The 20,183-nt window shown below is 41.3% G+C and carries 17 protein-coding genes; 7 read left to right on the forward strand and 10 right to left on the reverse strand.

What is annotated here, in order from left to right; translation table 11 throughout:
• Window positions 1-158 precede the first annotated feature (158 nt).
• From ACXAF2_RS07635 to ACXAF2_RS07655, 5 genes are all read right to left on the reverse strand, one after another.
• Window positions 159-1,640, reverse strand: coding sequence for a C40 family peptidase (locus ACXAF2_RS07635; protein WP_475138027.1), 1,482 nt, complete (start codon window positions 1,638-1,640; stop codon window positions 159-161).
• A 152-nt stretch (window positions 1,641-1,792) separates the two neighbouring features.
• Window positions 1,793-3,178 (reverse strand): Mur ligase family protein, encoded by a 1,386-nt coding sequence (locus tag ACXAF2_RS07640; RefSeq protein ID WP_475138028.1) that lies wholly within the window; start codon window positions 3,176-3,178, stop codon window positions 1,793-1,795.
• A 21-nt stretch (window positions 3,179-3,199) separates the two neighbouring features.
• On the reverse strand, window positions 3,200-4,618 hold the full coding sequence (locus ACXAF2_RS07645) for a Mur ligase family protein (RefSeq protein ID WP_475138029.1): 1,419 nt from the start codon (window positions 4,616-4,618) through the stop codon (window positions 3,200-3,202).
• 24 nt (window positions 4,619-4,642) lie between these two features.
• On the reverse strand, window positions 4,643-6,034 hold the full coding sequence (locus ACXAF2_RS07650) for a UDP-N-acetylmuramoyl-tripeptide--D-alanyl-D-alanine ligase (RefSeq protein WP_475138030.1): 1,392 nt from the start codon (window positions 6,032-6,034) through the stop codon (window positions 4,643-4,645).
• 26 nt (window positions 6,035-6,060) lie between these two features.
• Window positions 6,061-6,453 (reverse strand): GNAT family N-acetyltransferase, encoded by a 393-nt coding sequence (locus tag ACXAF2_RS07655; protein ID WP_475138031.1) that lies wholly within the window; start codon window positions 6,451-6,453, stop codon window positions 6,061-6,063.
• Between the two features lie 271 nt (window positions 6,454-6,724).
• Between ACXAF2_RS07655 and ACXAF2_RS07660 the strand changes: the two genes are divergently transcribed.
• From ACXAF2_RS07660 to ACXAF2_RS07670, 3 genes are all read left to right on the forward strand, one after another.
• A complete protein-coding gene (locus ACXAF2_RS07660) occupies window positions 6,725-8,728 on the forward strand; it encodes a DUF2817 domain-containing protein (RefSeq protein WP_475138032.1) in 2,004 nt (667 codons plus the stop codon).
• A gap of 108 nt (window positions 8,729-8,836) precedes the next feature.
• Entirely contained in the window at window positions 8,837-9,880 is a 1,044-nt protein-coding gene (locus ACXAF2_RS07665; protein ID WP_475138033.1) for a YheC/YheD family endospore coat-associated protein, read from the forward strand.
• A 20-nt stretch (window positions 9,881-9,900) separates the two neighbouring features.
• Window positions 9,901-11,007, forward strand: coding sequence for a UDP-N-acetylmuramoyl-tripeptide--D-alanyl-D-alanine ligase (locus ACXAF2_RS07670; RefSeq protein ID WP_475138034.1), 1,107 nt, complete (start codon window positions 9,901-9,903; stop codon window positions 11,005-11,007).
• A 158-nt stretch (window positions 11,008-11,165) separates the two neighbouring features.
• On the opposite strand, the gene ACXAF2_RS07675 is transcribed toward ACXAF2_RS07670, so the two are convergent.
• Window positions 11,166-12,416, reverse strand: coding sequence for an ATP-grasp domain-containing protein (locus ACXAF2_RS07675; RefSeq protein WP_475138035.1), 1,251 nt, complete (start codon window positions 12,414-12,416; stop codon window positions 11,166-11,168).
• A gap of 328 nt (window positions 12,417-12,744) precedes the next feature.
• Here ACXAF2_RS07675 and ACXAF2_RS07680 point away from each other — a divergent pair, with 328 nt between their 5' ends.
• Window positions 12,745-13,947, forward strand: a complete 1,203-nt coding sequence (locus ACXAF2_RS07680; protein WP_475138036.1) for an ATP-grasp domain-containing protein — start codon at window positions 12,745-12,747, stop codon at window positions 13,945-13,947.
• 81 nt (window positions 13,948-14,028) lie between these two features.
• The gene (locus ACXAF2_RS07685) at window positions 14,029-14,445 is read left to right on the forward strand and encodes a CotY/CotZ family spore coat protein (RefSeq protein WP_475138037.1); all 417 of its coding nucleotides are present in this window, start codon (window positions 14,029-14,031) and stop codon (window positions 14,443-14,445) included.
• An 87-nt stretch (window positions 14,446-14,532) separates the two neighbouring features.
• Here ACXAF2_RS07685 and ACXAF2_RS07690 read toward each other — a convergent pair whose 3' ends face one another.
• On the reverse strand, window positions 14,533-15,354 hold the full coding sequence (locus ACXAF2_RS07690) for a Cof-type HAD-IIB family hydrolase (protein ID WP_475138038.1): 822 nt from the start codon (window positions 15,352-15,354) through the stop codon (window positions 14,533-14,535).
• Window positions 15,355-15,596: 242 nt separating this feature from the next.
• Window positions 15,597-16,556, reverse strand: a complete 960-nt coding sequence (locus ACXAF2_RS07695; RefSeq protein WP_475138039.1) for an aminoimidazole riboside kinase — start codon at window positions 16,554-16,556, stop codon at window positions 15,597-15,599.
• Between the two features lie 197 nt (window positions 16,557-16,753).
• Between ACXAF2_RS07695 and ACXAF2_RS07700 the strand changes: the two genes are divergently transcribed.
• Together ACXAF2_RS07700 and ACXAF2_RS07705 are read left to right on the forward strand one after the other, a co-directional pair.
• Window positions 16,754-16,987 (forward strand): YczI family protein, encoded by a 234-nt coding sequence (locus ACXAF2_RS07700; RefSeq protein ID WP_475138040.1) that lies wholly within the window; start codon window positions 16,754-16,756, stop codon window positions 16,985-16,987.
• Between the two features lie 53 nt (window positions 16,988-17,040).
• Window positions 17,041-17,784, forward strand: coding sequence for an SIS domain-containing protein (locus ACXAF2_RS07705; RefSeq protein ID WP_475138041.1), 744 nt, complete (start codon window positions 17,041-17,043; stop codon window positions 17,782-17,784).
• 46 nt (window positions 17,785-17,830) lie between these two features.
• On the opposite strand, the gene ACXAF2_RS07710 is transcribed toward ACXAF2_RS07705, so the two are convergent.
• Both ACXAF2_RS07710 and nagE read right to left on the reverse strand, forming a co-directional pair.
• Window positions 17,831-18,556 carry a GntR family transcriptional regulator gene (locus ACXAF2_RS07710; protein WP_475138042.1) on the reverse strand — a complete coding sequence of 242 codons (726 nt, stop codon included), beginning with the start codon at window positions 18,554-18,556 and terminating at the stop codon, window positions 17,831-17,833.
• 139 nt (window positions 18,557-18,695) lie between these two features.
• Complete coding sequence (gene nagE / locus ACXAF2_RS07715) at window positions 18,696-20,078, reverse strand: N-acetylglucosamine-specific PTS transporter subunit IIBC (protein WP_475138043.1); 1,383 nt, start codon at window positions 20,076-20,078, stop codon at window positions 18,696-18,698.
• Window positions 20,079-20,183 lie beyond the last annotated feature (105 nt).

The following is a 20,183-nucleotide window of genomic DNA, read 5'->3' on the forward strand; positions in this document are numbered from 1 at the left end:
TAAAATTATTACTTTTAATAGTATCATAGATCACCGGTGATTATACATATTTTCCCTATTAATTCATACAAAAAATGACCGAAATCCTTTAAAGGACTCCGGTCATTTTAGATCTAGACTTTGGAAACGAACATAAACCTTTCTTTTCTAAGCTTTTGCTATTGAATGATTCTGCGGGCAGTTACGTAATTTTCTTGATACCAGCTTCTATCCAGGTTTCGCTTCACTACCCCCACGCTCTTGCCGGCAGACATGATTACTTCATTGTTGCCTACGTAGATCGCGGTGTTAACAATTTTCCCATTACTTGAAGAATTCGAGAAGAACACTAAGTCGCCTTTCTCCAATTGGGATTTGCTGACGCTTTGGCCTTTAGTCGCTTGACCTGCTGCGGTTTTATCCTGAAGATCGATTCCGCTCTGTTTAAATACATAATAAGCAAGTCCCGCACTGTTGAAACTCATTGTACTTTCATCATAAGAATATCCATACTGAGCCTTCCCCATTAAATCTTCTGCCATGCTTGCTACTTCTGTGCCTTTATCTTGAGCAGGCGCAGGCTTGTCTTCCGTGTTCTCTGGTTTTTCCTCAGGTTGAACATCCGTTTCTGTTTCAGGTTTTTCCTGAGGGGCAGTAGGTGTCTGTCCATCCGGTTGAGATTCCACTGAAGGTGCTTCAGGTTCTGTCGTTTCAGATTGATCTTCTGTATCAGTCGCTTTCACATCAATCACCCGGCGCGCTGTAACATAATGTTCGTCGTAGTAGCCGTTAAGAATAACGCTCTTCTTGATTCCTGATTGGGACCCTGCAGCGTGGACGATTTGATCATTCCCTGCATAAACACCTACATGAACAATCTTTCCGTTACTTGAATTATTAGAAAGGAACACAAGGTCACCTTTTTGAAGGTCTTGACGTTTAACCGGTTCACCAAGTTTTGATTGTTCACTGGCTGTTTTTGATTTTAGATCGATTCCTACTTGCTTAAACGAATAATAAGTCATTCCTGCACCATTGAAGGTCAAGGTTTCTTCATTATAAGGCGTACCGTAAGATGCTTTTCCAATTAAACCTTCCGCAATTTCAACTACCTTTTCTCCAGTAGATGAAGCCGCTTGATCAAACATAAAGGAAGGAAGTACACGGCGTGCTGTTTTATAGTTTTTCTGATAATATTCTTTCCCGTCCAAGTCTGAGATAAGAATATCATTCTCTTCGTCTGCCATATGAATGATCTTGTTATCGCCTATATAAATTCCATTATGAGTCACAGGATCATTATCATTCGGATTAGAGTCAAAGAAAACAATGTCTCCCTTTTGAAGCTGATCCTTTGGTACATACTCACCTAATTGAGCCTGTACGTTTGTATCCCTTGTTGCAAGGTCGATACCGTTCTGTTTGAAGGCATAGTATATGAATCCACTGCAGCCAAATTGGTGTGGCGGATTATAAACATACCTTTCGTATGTCGCTTTACCTATTAAACTCTTTGCAGTCGATATGATATTATCAGCTTTCTGCTCTACCTCAGCTTGTTGGGGAGCTGTTGCTGCATCTGCTTGCTGCACAAGCGGAATAGACACAGAGCTGAACGTCAAAGCAACTGTGCAAACCGCTGTTGTCATAAATTTCTTCATGTTTCTAACCTCCTGTGAATAAAGTGAAATTTTCTAATAATTAACCACAGAAAGTATAACATTGATTTTCACCCAAAAATGGATGTAATAATTGCCAAGGATGCTTTGTCATACATGCAGGGGTAAGCGGATAGGTCTTTATTCCCACCAGTTTATTCTTTCATTTTAAGAGACTTTGCAAGCCCTATTAATTCTGTATCCATCATAGAACCCTTAACCAAAAGAATGGTTTTTTCATCTAACAGGTTTTCGACATACTCCTTTACAAGAGCTATAGAAGCTGTTGTGAACACTTTTCCGTTAAACCCATATTTTTTTGCCTGATCTGCTAAATGCTTTGTATTTTCTCCGACTGCAATTAAGATATCGATTTGTGTAGATGCAATTAATTTTCCTAAATCATGATAAATTTTCCTTACATGACTTCCTAAATAGGCAATATCACCTAATAATAAAGCGTTTGTTTTATTATTTCCCAGAGTTTCCAATACTTGAATGGCTGCTGCGACTGATGTTGGATTTGAACTCCACGTGTCATCGATGATTGTAGAGGCATTGATGCCCTTTTCAACCTGGAGATGACGTTCCAGATTTTCAAAAGCCCTCAATCGTATAACAGCCTTCGAAAGGTTCAGCCCGATTTTATGGGCTGCTGCAAGAGCAAACAGCGCATTGTAAATTTGATGCTCACCAAAACCCGGTAAATACGTTCTATAAGTCTTCTCCATATGATGCAACGTAAAGGACATTCCGTTCTTTTTGTAAACAATGTCACTTGCCCTATAATCAGCACTTTCACTTGTTCCACAATAAATGATATCGCCGGTAAAATCTGTGAGAGATATTTTTTTTGTGTTTTCATCCTCGCTGTTTAAGATCAGAGTGCCACCCTTCCTGACACCTGATACGATCTCGGATTTTGCTTTAATATATCCGTCTAACGTCTTGCACTTATCCAAATGGTCGACACCGATCGTCGTAATGATCCCGATCGTGGGCTGAAATACCTTGCAATGATAGTGGAGATTTCCCGGACCATTCAGACCTGTTTCAAACACGGCAGCATCTGTATTTTCATCGATCCCCATGAGATATTGGAAGGATTTCCTGGTGGCATTCCTACTTCTGACGGTGGATTGAATGGAGTGTGTGGGGGATAAAAGGTGGGAGAGCATTTCTTTGGTAGTGGTTTTTCCACAAGTACCTGTCACCGCGACGATCGGCAGTTCAAATGATTGCCGGTAATACCGGGTAAAAGCCCAGAAGGCGTCATCTGCATTTTGGACCCTTATCATACCGGCAGCTTCTATATCCTTCAGTTCTTCATCGCTTTTATCGGTTACGACGACATAAGGCGAATATCTTTTCACCTTATCAATGTGAAAGGCTTTGCGTTTCTTCAAAAAAATTAACGTATGTTTCTCTTTTATTCTGTGTAAGTGTGAAACCATTGCATCCTTCACGACGAAATTTTCATCTCCGTATACGAGCTCTCCGTTCATCACACCGATCAATTCTTTCAGTGGCAAAGGTTTCATTGTCTCACTCCTGTTCTAATGTTATCGTTCATCATGCTGATTCCTTTCCATGTCATCTTTCTTGATAAAATGTTCTTTGAGGCTCATTAGGTCATTATCTGTATTTGAACACTTAAACAAACATAAACTATCTGGTGATAATAATGAGATGACCTTTTGATAGACGTCTTTAATATTTAAATATGGGTATACTTGGATGAAAAAGTTTTTTTCTGCTACTCTTTCAGCGACTCTTTTAGCGTTATGCCCATAGGTTATCAGAACATCTATGTCTTGCCTCGAGATCATCTCACCCACTTCTAAATGAGTGTTTGCCGTGTGATCTCCCAGCCGCCCGATATCTCCGATCAATACAATCTTTTTCCTGTCATCTGCAATGGATTGAAGAACTTTCAAAGCTTCTCTTAATGCTCCGGGAGTTAAACTCCATGAATCATCAATGATGGTTGAACCATTGATCGCCTTCTTCACTTGCAAGTGTTTCTCCAGCACATTAAACGTTTGTAACGCGTTGATGGCATTGGATATATCCACACCCACATCCATGACTGCCCCGATCGCTGCCATTGCATTATAAGCCTGATGCTCGCCGAGACAAGGCAGAACCACGGAATATTGTTTATCATCATATGTCATCGTGAACGTGGTTTGACCTGAATCCATTTTAATATCAGTAGCTCTCAAATCTGTCCCTGCAGATTTCCCAAAGGAAACCAGCTTCCCTTTATAGTCTTTTAATGGAAGTGTTGCTATATTTTCATCGTCACCATTTACCAGTAAAGTCCCTTTGTTCTTTAAACCTTCAATGATTTCTCCCTTTGCCAAAACATAATTTTCTAATGTTTTACATTTGTCCAAATGAAAGATTCCTATGTTCGTGATGATTCCGATGGTAGGCTGGAAAATATCACAATGATATCGAAGATTCCCGGGAGCCCCCAAGCCGGTTTCGAAGACGCCAACGTCTGTATCCTCATCGATTCCCATCAGATATTCGAAGGACTTCCTTGGCGCATTTCTGCTTCTTACAGTGGACTGAACGGAATACTGCTTTTTTAAAATATGAACAATCATATCTTTAGTCGTTGTTTTACCATCCGTTCCAGTAATGGCAATAACGGGTATATTGAATAACCTTCTATAATATTCAGCAAACGCAAATATAGCCTTTCTGATATTTTCTACCTCAATCACCGCAAGGGCTTGCTGATATTTCTCCCTGCTATCCCTTGCATCACTAATGATGACAAAGGGTTCCAGATGTTGTATTTTTTCATAGTTGAATGGCTTCCTTCTATCTAAGAAGATCATGGTGTGGCTTTGAATGATGGGATGGAGATGATAAATGACTGCATCTTTCACCACTACATCCTTTGAACCATGAACCAAGCATCCTCCCATCACTTCTATTACTTCCTTTAGTTGTAAACGTTTCACCATTCACCCCTCCCTTCACCTTTCTTACTAGGGTTCCATCAAGCGTTTTCTTACTCTCATCAAGGGTCTACTGCCGGCCCGGCACTTCACCAGTACATATGTGTCTTCATCCAGATGATTCAAAATGGTTTTTTCCATCCCTTTTATACTGGTAAAAGGATGCACGATGATCTCTTGACTCTCCCTTGCTGCCTGCTCCGCTATATACTGCGCTTTCTTTCCATACGTGATCAGGACATCTATTCCACATTCCACCACATATTTTCCGATTTGCTTGTGTACATCCTTTGACTCTGTTCCAAGCCTCTCGATATTTCCAAGAAGAGCAACCCGTTTCTTCCCTTTTCCTATAATAGAAAGTGTTTTAATGGCTTCCCTCAAAGAGGTAGGGTTGACGTTCCACGTATCATCGATGATGGTTGAACCGTTCCGTCCTTTACACAGTTCAAAATGCCTTTCAATATTTTTAAAGCTACTTAACCTTCTGATTCCCGTTTCAATGTCTTCCCCGAGTTCCATCGCTGCCCGTAAAGCTGCCAATCCATTGTAGACGTGATGCTCCCCGATTTCAGGGATAAAGGCAGGGTATTCTTTGCCGTTTGCTTGTATGATGAAACGGGTTCCTTCTTCACTGATGGATATAGAGGTTCCCCTGAAGTCGGAATGCTTATGGATACTGAAATAATGAACGGTTCCTTTATACTCCTCCAAGCTGATTTTAGAAATGTTCGGATCATCTGCATTTAAGAGTAGCGTGCCTTTATTCTGCAGACCCTCAAGCATTTCCGCTTTAGCTGCAAGGTATCCTTCGAAGGTCTTGCAACGATCAAGATGGTAACTTCCGATGTTGGTAATGACCCCTATGTCCGGTTGATAAACCTTACAGTGATAGCGCAGATCACCCGGCCCGCCCAAGCCTGTTTCGAATATCCCGAAGTCTGTACTTTCATTTATCTTCATCAGGTATTCAAAAGACCTATGGGGTGCGTTATCATTCCACTCTGTTGAAATGACAGAATGATTCTCCTCCATAATATGTGTGAGCATCTCCCGGGTCGTTGTTTTCCCGCATGTCCCCGTGATGGCAACAATCGGGAGTGAGCATATTTTCCGGTAGTCTGTTACAAACTTCATAAAGGCTTCTCTTACATTTCCTACTTGGATGATGGTCAATCCCTCATCCTCTTGTACAGCATCTTGATCATAATCTGTTATCACAGCACAAGGAGCATTTCTTATCATTCTCTTCCATTTCTTCTCACTGATCGCCTTCCTTTTATCCAAGAAAACCAATGTATGACTCTTCTTTAGCTTATGCTGATGGAATATGATCGCATCCTGGATGTCCATATTTTCTGAACCACTCACCAGCCTTCCATTCAACAGCCTTCTGATATCCGTTAATTTCAGCGTAATCATTTCGTTCCTCCTGCTCATCTAGTAATCTAATCTACAAACATCAAAACATCTGTATATTTCCTTGACCTGCTTTCTGTTTTCTTAAAACCGAAAGATAAGAAGCACTCTAAAGACATTTTCGTACAGGAAGCTTTAATCTTTCTCACATTGAATTTCTTCACGTAGTTCAATCTCGTTTCAAAAAGCTTTCGATAGATGCCCTTCCGTCTGTATTCCCCCCGTACATAATCACTTTTAAATACCGCTTTTCCATGCTTCTCTCTTATATAACAAGAAACAAAGCCAGCCATCTCTCCATCCACTTTTGCACAAAACCACACAGATCCCGGTACGTCATTAACCCTCATTCCATCTTTACCAGCAAGTAGAATGAGAGGCTCCAGCTCCTTAAATGTGGATGTCTCAATCGATATATCCATGGGGATCACCTCTCTTAATCTGTTAACCTTCTTCTATGTATTAATATATGTACAAGTTTTCACTGAGGAAACGGCTAAAGGCTATTTATATAAGGCTGTTACCACAAGTTTGCTGTTCCTAGTGGTTGTCAGGAAATCGGCTGAGTCGAACATCGGGTGAGGTTTGAAAGTCATCCGGCAGTGAAAATGCATCATTTTGTCTTAAAGGGACACTTGTCCATAGCAGAATGACCTCCCCTTGAATTAACTATAGAAAGGAGGCTATGACTACATGGGAAGTACTATACTTTCTTATAGAAAACTAGAAGCATTAATAGAGAAGAAAACGAAACAATGTCCATTCCTTTCCCTCTCCTCAATCGGCAAGTCCATTGAAGGGCGGGACATTTGGTGTGTTACGATTCAAAAGCCTGCCGATCCCGGAACAAAAATAGTCCGAACAAGGAAAGGCTCTTTAGGGGGACGCAAGAAAACACCAATCGTCATTACCGCTTCCATTCATGGACATGAAGCCACCGGATCGACAGCTTTACTGCGTTTTTTGAATAAGTTTCAACAAGATGGTGATAGCACGAAATGGCTGGATGAATTGATTATATTTTGTGTCATTTGCTGTAATCCCGACGGATATGTGCATAAGACACGCTATAATGCAGAGGGATTTGATATAAACAGGGATTTCATCACACAATCACAGCCTGAAACAGAGAGCATCGTCAATCTCATTGTGAAAGAAAAGCCAGCCGTCGTTTTGGACTTGCATGGGTATGTATGGAAGAAATCCTCTCACATTGGATTGATCGAACCCTGTACCCCACCTCACAACCCGGCTTATGAATATGATTTATATCTGAAGGGGGCACTGCCCCTTGCTCGGCGCATGGAAGACTTTCTAATTGCAGAAAAAGAAACGTTTTCTTCTAAGAGGTTTAAGTCGTTAAAAGGGACATTCATTCCTTACCGTGATGAAAAAGGTGGATGGGATGACTATAGTCCATATTGCTGTTCGATGTATTCGATGCTGCATGGTGCGATTGGGATTACCATTGAATCACCGAGCCGTTCAGAGGATGGCATCACCTGGCTTCTTTTAGCTCTTTCAGCTGCTCTTACCCATATTTCAAAGCACAAAGAGGAACTAAACAAAAATCAAGCAGCCTTTTTCCATCGTGGAATCAAGAATGTTCATCCCACTCACCCACATGACCATTTTCCAAAATACTACGTACTCACAGAAAAGCACGAACGCCATTCAGAATTCAGGAAACTAACGCGACATCTCCAGAAGAATGGAATAAAGCTGTACTCCTCTACGAAAGAATTCACGTATGAAGGACATTCATTTTCAGCAGGCACCACCATTGTTCCAATGAATCAAGCACGGGCGAACATAGCTTACTGTTTCCTCACGAAAGGGGAAGATCTCTCGTCAGGATCTGAAAGAATATCTGAATTTTGTTCCTGGAGTCTTCCATTAAGCTGGGGGGTCAACTGTCACCCTGTATTTGAAAAGGTAGATGCAGGTATGAAACCCTTCAAACATTTAGAAAAAGACTCTAAACCTGAAGCAACAAGCGCAGGTGCACCTGTTTCTGTAGGCATTCTCATAGATGATGGCCTTTTTCATAAAAAGGCTCATTCGGGGTTGAAGCTTGCCCTGCAGCAAATGAATATCACGTTCCAGGAATTCAGGGCGAAGGATCTGGCTTCAGAAAAAGCGTTATCCTCTGTGAATGTTCTTATTTACAACGGGTATGAGCACTTATTTTATCCTCCATTAAAAATAAGAAGTGTTTACCGCGATTTCGTACTTGAATCCCCCGCTCAACAGGAAGCCTGCCGAAATAACCTTCATGCCTTTGTAAAACAGGGTGGAAAAGTGATCGGAATAGGCGCTGGTGCTTCTAAGGCCTTGACTTCTATTCTTGAGCTGAGTGAAGCTGAGGTTCATTCAGGCGGTTGGAATAAAAATGCATTAGTGCAGATCCACTATGAGGACCATTCCATAACCAAAGGATATCACGCTGAAGATACCGGTTTTGTATACCGGCCAGCCTGGTTTACGAATACCGGCAATATGAAGGTGGTCGCAAGATTTAAGAATAATCCTGATTCGTTACTTGCAGGCTACTGGCCTGACTATGATCAAGCACAAGGAAAGGCTGCCATCATCGCAAGCCTTTCGGGAAATGTCATTCTGTTTGGGTTGGAGATTAGCTTCAGGGGACACACAAGTTATCTCTATAGACTTTTATGGAATGCCATTTATTCATGAGTTGAACGATGTAAAAAAGGCATATACCTAATCACAAGTGTCGTTCCCCCAACGGGACGACCATCATTTACTAGTAAGGAAGAAGATATTTTAAAGGAGGTTAGTCAATTGATTCGAATTGGAATGCTGCACCACCGAAAGCATCCTGATAGTGTTATTAAATCATACGCTTATGCAGCTGTTGCCAAGGCAGAAGGAACGCAGATGGTCTATTTTTCTCCAGGGGGAGTAGATTTTATAACGAAAACCATTTCCGGATTTGAATATAAAGACGGAAAGTGGGTGGAAGGAACCTTTCCGTTTCCTGATGTGATCTATAACACAGGAAGCCCTGAAAAGCTTGCTAAATCCAATGACGTAATTCAGAAGCTGAAGAAGACTATTCCATTTACCACCCATTCCATCGGCAATAAAATGGCGGTTTATAAACGACTGAAGGAAGCTGGAGAGTTCACACAATATTTGATTCCCTCAGAGGTCGTAAGAGGGACGAATCACTTCTTTTCTTTTTTGGAAGCTTATCGGAAAATTGTCTTTAAACCTGTAAACGGGCGTAAAGGTATCTCTATCATTTATATTGAACGTGTCGGAAATGATTTTAGAGTGTTACTCAACACGGACGATCATCTTTATTCCTATGATGAATTAAAGGCATTTGTTTCAGATCATATTCAAGAAGAGGATTTTCTCGTCCAGCCTTATATCAATTGCAGGACAAAAGATGGGAGCGTATTTGATTTTCGGCTTCACGTTCAGAAAAACGGTAATGGAAAATGGGTCATTACCTCTATCTATCCGAGAATCGGCGCAACGGGAACGATTGTCTCAAACATTAACAACGGTGGTTCGATGAATTATCTGGTTCCTTTTTTGAAGCAGGAATTTGGAGATCATGATTACTTTAACATTAAGCGCTATTTAGAAAACTTTTCTTTGCTCCTTGCCCGGCATTTGGACGAATTGCAAATGGAACGTTATTCAGAAAGTATTGATGAACTTGGAATTGATGTTGCTTTGGATGACCTGGGGAAAATATGGATCTATGAAGTGAACTGGAGACCAGGATGTCCCCCTACCTTTTATCTTGAGATGGATGTAGTCAAAAACACCATCCAATACTGCATCTATTTAGCCAAGGAAAAATCCAAGTGAATAATGAAAGGAGGATTACTATGGATAAAGATTTCTCCGTTGAGAGACCGATCATTGCTGTAACCGGAAGTTCAGGAAAAACAACAACCAAATCATTCATCGCATCTATTCTCAGAACCCGCTGGATTATCTTCGAATCAAGTGATTATTGGAACCGGACCGATCATACAGAAAAGCACCAGGATGAAATCAACTTCATTCATCGGGCTATTGTACTTGAATATGGAATGGCGTTTCCCGGCGTAATCCAAAAGCATTGCAAGATAATCCAGCCTAACATAGGAGCGATCACCAATATCGGCACTGCCCATATCGGCAACTTCAATGGCGATATCAGAGGAATAGCCGCTGCTAAATCGGAGCTTATTAAGGGAATGGATCGTGATGGACATTTATTCTTAAATGGAGATGACAAGAATTCAAACCTTCTTCATACTAAGAATTTCACAGGAGTACTGAAGAAGGTCAGCATTCATTCCCCTTCAGATTACCAGGCTAAGAATCTGCGCTACAGCGTGAAAGGTATCAGCTTTGACCTAAAACTTTCTGGTAAATCACATACCTTTTCCATTCCATACCATGGAGAATTTTATGTATACAATGCCCTTCTTGCCATCGCCATTGCGGACCTTCTCGGCTTTACGCCTGAAGAAATGAAACAGGGAATGAATGAAGTTAAGAAGCCAAAGCACAGACTTGATGTTATGCAGCTGAAAAGCAATATCACGCTGATTGACGATACAGTACATGCTTTTCCTGATGCCATGAAAGGAGCACTCGACGTCCTTACGCAATTGGAGGGTGAAAAGAAAGTGGCAGTACTGGGAAGTATGGCAGGCTTTGGAGATAAACATGAAGCCGTTCACAAAGAAATAGGAAGATACGTTGCGGAGAAAAAGATTGATTACCTCTTTACTTATGGCAACCTTTCCAAAAACATTGGAGCTGGCGCAAGAGAAGCTGGTATGAACAAGCTGAGAATCTTTCACTTTAACCGACATTCTATGAATGAATTAAATACGAAATTAGAAAAAATCATCCAACCAAACTGGACGATTCTGATTAAAGGAGCAAGCGGCCTTGAGATGGTGGATACGGTGGAATATTGTAAGGAGATTTTTGGATAACAGCCTTCAGATTGAACACCATCCCAAGAGAAAAAAATGAATATAATAATGATACGCCTTGTTTAAAGCCGAAAAAGCTTAAACAAGGCGTTTTTATTTACTAGGTTTTTTGACTTGTACGTAAAAAAAGGGAGGAAAATGCATACCCTCCCTCTTTCTTATTGAATGATCGTTGTAATCTTTTCCTTCGGAGACTCTTTAATCCAAAACTGAATTTCTGCAGCTGCTTTCTTCGCGTTCGCCTCAGCTTCTATTGCTGTATTTCCAACAGCGGTTACATAAGCGTACCGGTGTCCCATAGACAATGGCGGTGTAATCACTGATCCTTTACGGGGCTTGACATAAACTTCTACTACCCCCTGGGAGGCAAGGGCTTTACTTTTTCCTGTGACTTTCTTAAGTGTTCCTTTTTTCTCCACTGTGACGTACTGCATGTACACATTCTTTTGAAACTTAGGCGTTAAATCCGGATCATTTCCCAGCGCCATTTTCAACATTTCTTCAACCAGATTGATTCCATAGGCTGCTTTGATCATATTATTCATTCCGGCCCCTGAAATACGTGCATTGATTTCAATTAACTTCCACTGATTTCCTTTACGGCGAAGCTCCAAATGACAAGGTCCGGTCTCGAGCCCATGCTTAGCAACGATCTCTTTTATCGCTTTCATCAGACCATTTGAAAAACTTACCCTTGGATTCAGTAATAATTTATAACCCATCACAATAAAGCGTCGATTATATTGAATATCCTGTTTGATCACAGCCATAATATGAACCTTTCCTTTGTGAACCACCACTTCCACCAGATACTGAGGTTCCGGAAGGTATTCTTCTATTAATATCGGCTGATTTTCATAAAGGGTACTCAACGTATTATACCGCTTCCTATATTCTATTAGATTTTCAACCTTGTATACATCTTTAGAGCCTGTAGATTTTGGGGATTTCATGACCAGAGGGAACTTATTCTTGATTTTCGGTTCTAACTCCTCACTTTCCGCCTTTGTTACAACCGTCCAATATTCTGGAGTTACTGATGAATTCTTCAGCAGTTCCCGTGATTGAATTTTATTTTGAATATTTTTCATTCCTTCAGTTGAAAAATGATTTAAATTAAAGTGATCGGCAAGAGTACATGCTGTGTAGCTATGGGGATCGACATAGCTTACAATAGCGGAAATTTCTACCCCTTTCAAAATCAGGGTTTTTACTTCCTTTTGCAGTACATTCATATCGCTGAGATCGCATAATTTCATCAAATGGACATCGGGAAATTCCTCCCGCTTTGTCACAAAATTTGGTCTTTCAGTGAACAGGACGGTATAAAATCCAAGTCTGTCTGCCGTCTTAATTGCTTCCCTGCTTGAACCTGACTTAGTGGTTTCTATAAAAATGATAGACTTCATTCAAGGTACGCTCCTTCATTTATCATATTCTCTTTCAAAGCTCAGGATGGGTACGAGCATTGCATTACTGTACAGTTTATTCTGTTGATACTTTGGGGGTGTAGGCTGATTCAATGATGATATCCCTAAATATTTTATATATGTATAGAGCTGCTTCCCTCCTATTCACCCTATCCTTGCGGTGGAAGTCAAGCTGCTTCTTTTTTTAACAGGAGTCTAGCAAATTCTCGTCCAATTATCTGTTTTCACCTTTAGTTGCCCATACTTATCAAAAAACAGCTCATATACTGAGTAGAGACTAAACACATAAAGGAGCTGCTTTTCCCCCATGAATGAATACATCATCTATATAGGTACAAACCAATCAGGCTCCCCACGGGACGGTATTGAAGCAGGAAAAAAATTGGGCTATTCCACTATTCTATTTACTAACCGCAGGAAGTTTATAAGAGAAAGAGAACTCTTTGAGGATGTCGACGAAATGTACGAAGTAGATTTAAGCCTTGAAGAAGAAATCAGGAGGGGTATATCCACACTTCAGCAGGAAGGAAAGAAAATTGCGTGCATCATCAGTTTTCTCGATTCTTACGTTTATGTAGCAGCCCGGCTGTCTAATGAATTTTGTGGAACGGACATTTCCTTGGAACCGATTGCTGATTGTATGGATAAAACAGTGCTCCGAACGAAACTGACCGGAAAAGAATATTCTTCTGATTTCATTAAAATGGATCCTCCCTTTCCTAAAGATGGTGTAAAGACCTTTTCCTATCCTGTTGTATTAAAATCACCCGTTTCTAACGGTTCAAAAGATGTCCTTCTCATTCGTAATCAAGATGAGCTGACTGCAGGCATAAAAAAATTAAAGCGTAAAAAACCTCCAAGCCTTCTTGTAGAAGAATACTTAGAGGGACCTCAATACTTAATAGAAGTGGTCATCAGAGAACGCAAGCCCGTGATCACAGTGGTCGTCAAACAGCAAATCGACTATCATAAACGATTCATTGTCACCGGGTATAGTGTTTCATCCGTATACCATTATCCGGTACTAGTCAGAAAGGTTGGAGAGATTGTCAATGACCTGGGATTTGTTAACGGAAGCTGTCATTTAGAAATGCGGCTGGTGAAGAATAAATGGAAACTCATTGAAGTCAACCCTCGAATCTCCGGGGGAGCAATGAACAAAATGATAGAAGAAGCATATGGACTGAGCATAGTGGAAGAAACGTTAAGGGTATATCTTAGTATACCGCACCAAAGCGAACGCAAGTGGGAAAAACATATCTACACCTACTACATGACTGTCAACAAAACTGGCAAGCTGTTAAATGTGATTGGAAAACATATAGCAGAACAACAAGAAGGCATCATTGAAGTATATATAAAACCCAAAAATGGAAAAACACTTCGCCCTCCAACTTCCATGGGGCATCGCTACGGGTATGTTATGGCGAGCGGGGAGTCCGTGCAGGAATCAGAGAGGCGTGCAAAAAATGCCTCTAAAGACATTCAATTTTATTTAGAATCAATCTAAACCGTTATATATGCACTACACCACTTTTCCAGACCAAAATACACTAATGATAAGAGACAGGTGAAAGGAGGATTTGAGGCGATGATTTGTCATCACGATAGCTGTATATGTGAAACCCTGAATGAATTATTACTGGAACAATCCCACTTGGCCACTCAGAAATTCAAGTTCATTTGTGAATACGACAAGGTAGACACCATTCCATTTATTCTATACACAAAGGAAGATAGCGAGCCGTTTCGAGCACACTTCCACTCCAACTGCACCATATTCTTTAAGCTCATCGATATCGATGATGGCTGTGCAACACTGCGGCTCCTGGCCGGAAGGGATATCGACGGATACATTACCAATGATGTCGATGACTTATTTGCACTTTTTCATACAGACAAATGTATCAGCATAGACTGCAACTGTTTTCTCGGAATTCAGCCCCTTCCTCCGAAATTAGTCAACAGGCAACTTCCTGAAATTGATCGGGAGTGCGATGATAAGTAGGGGGAGGGTTGAATCTGATTTTTTAGGTTCGGCTCTATTTAAGGGTGACTAGAGTCAAATCCAAGGACTCCAATCACCCTAATTCCATTAAACGCGGGACAATCTGTTCAATACGAACTCCTCAACAACTTCTGCTACACCATCTTCCATATTAGAAGCTGTAACAAAATCAGCTCTCTCTCTAATATCCTCGGGAGCATTTCCCATCGCAACGCCAAGACCGGCGAATTCAATCATGGTAAGGTCGTTATAGCTGTCTCCGATGGCAATGACCTCTTCTGCTTTAAAGCCCATTGGCTTGATCAGGTAGTCAAGGCTTGCCCCTTTCGTCACTCCCAACTGCGTAAACTCCAGGAAGAATGGTTTGGAGCGCATCACACTCAGTTCACCTTCCAGTTCGGCTTGAAGCTTTTTCTCGACTTCTACCAATCGTCCCGCTTCTTTTAACATGAGTGCCTTTACAACAGGCTCCTGAATCACTTCTTTAAAGTTAGGAACGACCTTTACAGGCAGCCCAGTCAGTTCACTTTCAATAGAAGCAAATTCACTTGGTTCTTCCACAACAATCGCATCATCAGCATATGTCAGAATGCCAACCTCTTCCCGTTTACTCAAATCGTATAAGCGATGAACGGTTTCAGCTGATATTGTTCGACTGTATTTCTCTTCGTTTGTCTTGCAATCTATTATTTTCGATCCATTGAAAGAAAGAATAAAGCTTCCATATTGGTCAAGCATCAGTTCTTTTGCAACCCATCTCATTCCAAACGTTGGGCGGCCGGATGCCAGGACAACTTTCACTCCCGCTTCCTGTGCCAGAAGCAAAGCATCTTTTGTACGCTTTGAAATCGTTTGGTCATCTCGTAATAATGTATCATCTAAGTCCAGTACAATCATTTTATAATTCATCATGAAAAATCCTTTCAGGAAATCTGATTTATATTATCTTACTATAACATCAATCTACTAGTATGAAAAAGAGAATAGACCACCGTATCGGCAGTCTATTTCAAGTTTACATGGTACAGATTCCATTTTCTAATGGTAAATCGAGCCTGATTCGAGGCTCCTAAATGTATATATCTTGTTCTACTTCACTCTTAAACTTTTCCATTTATTCAGTGGTATTTTTCGCAGCCGTTTATCTTTTTTCATCGGCCTTTATCTTTCCCTAGTTGGTGGTTTACTTCTTCTAAAGTCGGAAGAGCGGTCATCGCTCCTTTTGTTGAGGCAGCAAGTGCACCTGATACGGCTGCAAACTGAGCCATGCCTGCTGCTTCTTCAATTGATAAAGATTCAAAATCCCCAGTGTATTCATGGACTGAATAGAGGATTCCGGATACAAACGCATCCCCTGCCCCTGTTGTATCCACTGCTTTCACCTTCATGGCAGGTACATACTTCCGAGCATCACCTACGTACACAAAGCTTCCTTCTGCCCCCATCGTGATAATCAAGAAAGGAATATTGTATGCTTTCAGTTTGGCTACCCCTGCTTCAATCTCCTTTTCACCAGTGATAAATTCCAGTTCCTCCTCAGAAATCTTCAATACATCCGCTTCAGATAGCATGCTCTTAATCGTTTCTCGGGCGTTTTCCTCAGAATCCCATAATCCTAATCGTAAATTCGGATCATACGAAACCAATAAGCCATTCTCTTTCGCTACTTTCACAGCATGATGCGTCGCTTCCTTCGCCGGAGAGCTGATCATGGAGATGGAACCAAAATGAAGGATTTTATGGGTTAAGAAATCCCCTTCGTCTATATCATTCACCTGGAGGAATCGGTCGGCACTTGGATCAATATAAAAGTCAAAGCTGCGCTCCCCGTCTTCTCCGTTCGTAACAAATACCACTCCTGAACGGGCATCAGGAGTTAAAAGCATTTGATTGGTCCGAACCCCATATTCCTGAAGAGTCTCTTGCAGGAACCTCCCTAATACATCATCTCCCACTTTTCCTAAAAAGGTAGACCTCGCGCCTAATCTAGCCAGTCCAACCGCCACATTCGCAGGAGCTCCTCCGGGACTTTTTTGATAGGTAGTATTTTGTTCGTCCAGAGGGATGAAATCGATCAGTGCTTCACCCAGTGAGATAATTCCTTGTTTCATATCAAGTTCCTCCTCGTTCTAATGGATTCTACTTTAAATATAGCAAATCCGACTAGTTTGGTGACCACCAAAAGTAGCGAAAAGAAGATTACACACGCAAGTGCCTCTCACCTGCTCTTTATACATTCACAAAACCATTAAGAATGATGGAAATAAATGTTATTATTGTCTTATCTATAATGTCAGGAGTGAATATCATGCTGTTCAAGTTAAGAATCCTTTTTTCCACCATCGCTATCGCTTTTGCCCTGTACGGGTTAGTAAGTGAGAATCCACCTGAGTTCATTATGACCATCATGCTCCTTTCTTTAGGTGCCATGATGTTTGTGATGGGAATTTCCGAATATCATTCCAACAAGAAAGCTTCTGCCTATTTTTCATTCATTGCAGCAGTATTTGTAGGATTTGTCAGTATTTATTCCCTCTTCTAAGACGTTCACAAGAAATATGATATGCTGAAAGAAAAAAAGAAAGCGGGAAGAAAATGATTTCTACATACTTTGAAAAAATTCAGGAAAAGTTACATGTTGTTCAAACCGAAGAAGCCGAAAAAATGGCAGAGCTTGCTCAAAAGATATCTTCTTCCATCCAACAAGATGGAATCATTCAGCTCTTCGGATGCGGTCACTCTCACGTCCTTGGAGAAGAGGTGTTCTACAGAGCAGGTGGACTGGTTCCGATCAATCCAATTTTGATTGAGCCACTCATGCTTCATGAAGGAGCCGTACGTTCTTCTCAGTTAGAAAGAGCGAAAGGGTATGCGGGTGAGTTTATGAATGGGCAAGATATTCAGCCCCATGATGTGGTGATCGTTCTCTCCACTTCTGGAAAAAATCCCGTTCCCATCGAAGTAGCTCTTCACGCCAAAGAAATGGGGGCTTATGTTGTGTCCATCAGTTCCTTTGATTACGTAGAGAAGGAGATGTCCCGACATCCCAGTGGTAAATTTCTGAGTGAAGTAGTGGATCTTGCCATTAATAATCACTCCGTTGTAGGAGATGCAGTACTGACTGACCCAAGAGTGTCTGTTCCATTCTCTCCAACTTCAACCGTCATCGGCGCGGCGATATTGAACAGCATCATGGCAGGTGCCATTGAAAACATGGTCATAGACGGAATTGAACCGCCTATCTTCATCAGTGGAAACGTGGATGGCGCAGATGATCATAACGAAAAGTTAATTAAAAAGTATCGTAAGCGTATTCCTCTGTTAACAAAAGGATTATAGAGAAAAAGAGTAGGAGCCCATTATAAAATAGGATTCCTACTCTTTTTCACAGTCTGTCCAAGTTGATTTTGAATTTATATTTATCAGCTCGATAAATCGATCGTACTAATTCAAAAGGGGTACCGTCTTCTAAAAATGAATCTCGTTGGATGAGCAGTACCGGCTCCCCGCTCTTCACCTTTAAATGCTTCGTATCTTCTTCCGTCACAATCGCCGCTTCCACTGATTGAGTGGCATGACTGATGTGAAGGTTCAACTCACTTTCAATATAATGATACAGTGATTTCCCCAATATTTCCTGATTCAATCCTGGCAGCAGCTTCACCGGGATATAACTTGTTTCCAGTGCCATCGGTTCACCATTTGCAAGACGGATTCGTTTCATTGTATACACAAGTTCCTCTTCTTCTAACGAAAGAAGCTTCTGAATATCCTCGCCGACGGGAGAAATTTCAAAATGCAATAATTTGTTGCCTGGCTCGAGTCCTCGACTCTTCATGTCTTCGCTAAAGCTTGTTAAGCCTTGGAGACTTTGTTCGATTTTCCGATGAGAGACGAATGTCCCTCGCCCTTTTTCTCTAAATAACACATTTTTATTCACAAGATTGGTAATCGCCTGTCTCACGGTCATCCTGCTGATCTTGAACGATTCAGCCAGCTCCCGCTCAGACGGAAGGGCATCACCCGGTTTTAACTCTTCAGACTGTATTAGATGTTTTAGGTGCTCTTCTAACTGATAATACAAAGGAAGAGGAGAATTTTTATTTACCACGAACGCTTCTCCTTTCGAAATAACGATTTATCTTTTATTTTAGTATATACACCCTGTTTATAACAGACAATTATCCGAGGACTATATGAAAGTGGCAGACGATTTTGCCAATTACGACAAACCCGTCTGCTCTCTCCATTTATTTTAACTTTCTTAACTCATCTGCAACAAATTCTACATCTGTCCCGACAATGACTTGAAGGTTTTTATTGTTTACCTTCATCACACCTTTAGCCCCGTGTGCTTTTAACGCTTTTTCATCTACAAGTGTGACATCATTGATTTGTAATCGTAATCGTGTGGCACAGTTATCGATCACTGCCAGGTTTTCTTTCCCGCCAAGATCCTTCAGGAAATGTTCAGCCATTATTTCATATTTACTATTTCCACCTGAGTTCTCATCTGCTACTACCACATCTTCATCATCTTCACGACCTGGAGTTTTCAAGTTAAACTTCTTGATCAAGAAGGTGAATATGAGGAAATAGATGATTCCATAAAGAATGCCTACCCCTAATAACAGCCAAGGTTTTTGGCCGATGTTAAAGTTTAAGATGTAATCAAAGGCACCTGCCGAGAAACCAAAACCGTGATGGATGCCAAGTACGTACGTGATGACCATTGAACTTGCTGTTAATACAGCATGAATTCCATAAAGAACAGGAGATAAGAACATGAAACTGAATTCAATCGGCTCTGTGATCCCTGTTAAGAATGAAGTGACGGCCAATCCGATTAACATCCCTGATACATTGGCACGTAAATGTTTTTTCGCTGTCACGATCATCGCAAGGCACGCTGCAGGCAAACCAAACATCATGATCGGGAAGAAGCCTGTTTGGAACGTCCCGGCTGTTGGATCCTTCGCAAAGAAACGTGGGATATCCCCTTTCACGATTTCTCCCGCTGCATCTTTAAATGTTCCAAATTCAAACCATACAAGTGTATTCAATACGTGATGTAACCCCACCGGGATCAATAGACGATTCAATAAGCCAAACACACCGACTCCCGTTGCTCCGGCACCGATGATCCATTCACCAATGGAGTTGATCCCGCTCTGGATCGGCGGCCAGACGATTCCAAATATCCCTGCGAGTGCAACCATGGACGCAGCGGTTACGATTGGAACGAAACGTCTGCCCCCGAAGAATCCCAGCCAGGCCGGAAGTTTAATATCATTAAAACGGTTATATAGTAAACCTGCCACGACCCCGGAGATGATCCCCCCGAAAATCGCCATATTCGAATCCGGATCAAGGGCTTTTAACCCACCCGTTAATACCAAATAACCAATGGCACCAGCTAATCCGGCTGTACCATTTCCATCTTTTGAAAATCCGATTGCCACCCCGATGGCAAAGATTAATGCTAAATTTTTAAATATGGCATCTCCTGCTTCGGACATGAACGCGATTCCTAATAAGTCATCCTGACCTAAGCGCAGCAATAATGCTGCTGCAGGAAGCACCGCGATTGGAAGCATGAGGGATTTACCGATTCGTTGTAAGAATCCTAACATAATATTCTCTCCTTTTGTTTCAGTTGAAAGCGTTTAATCAGTCCATATCATATCATCATAAAGGAATAGATGTCTATACCAATTTTATGAATATAAAAGTTAGAT

The organism is Rossellomorea sp. ABR4_004 (assembly GCF_056159585.1).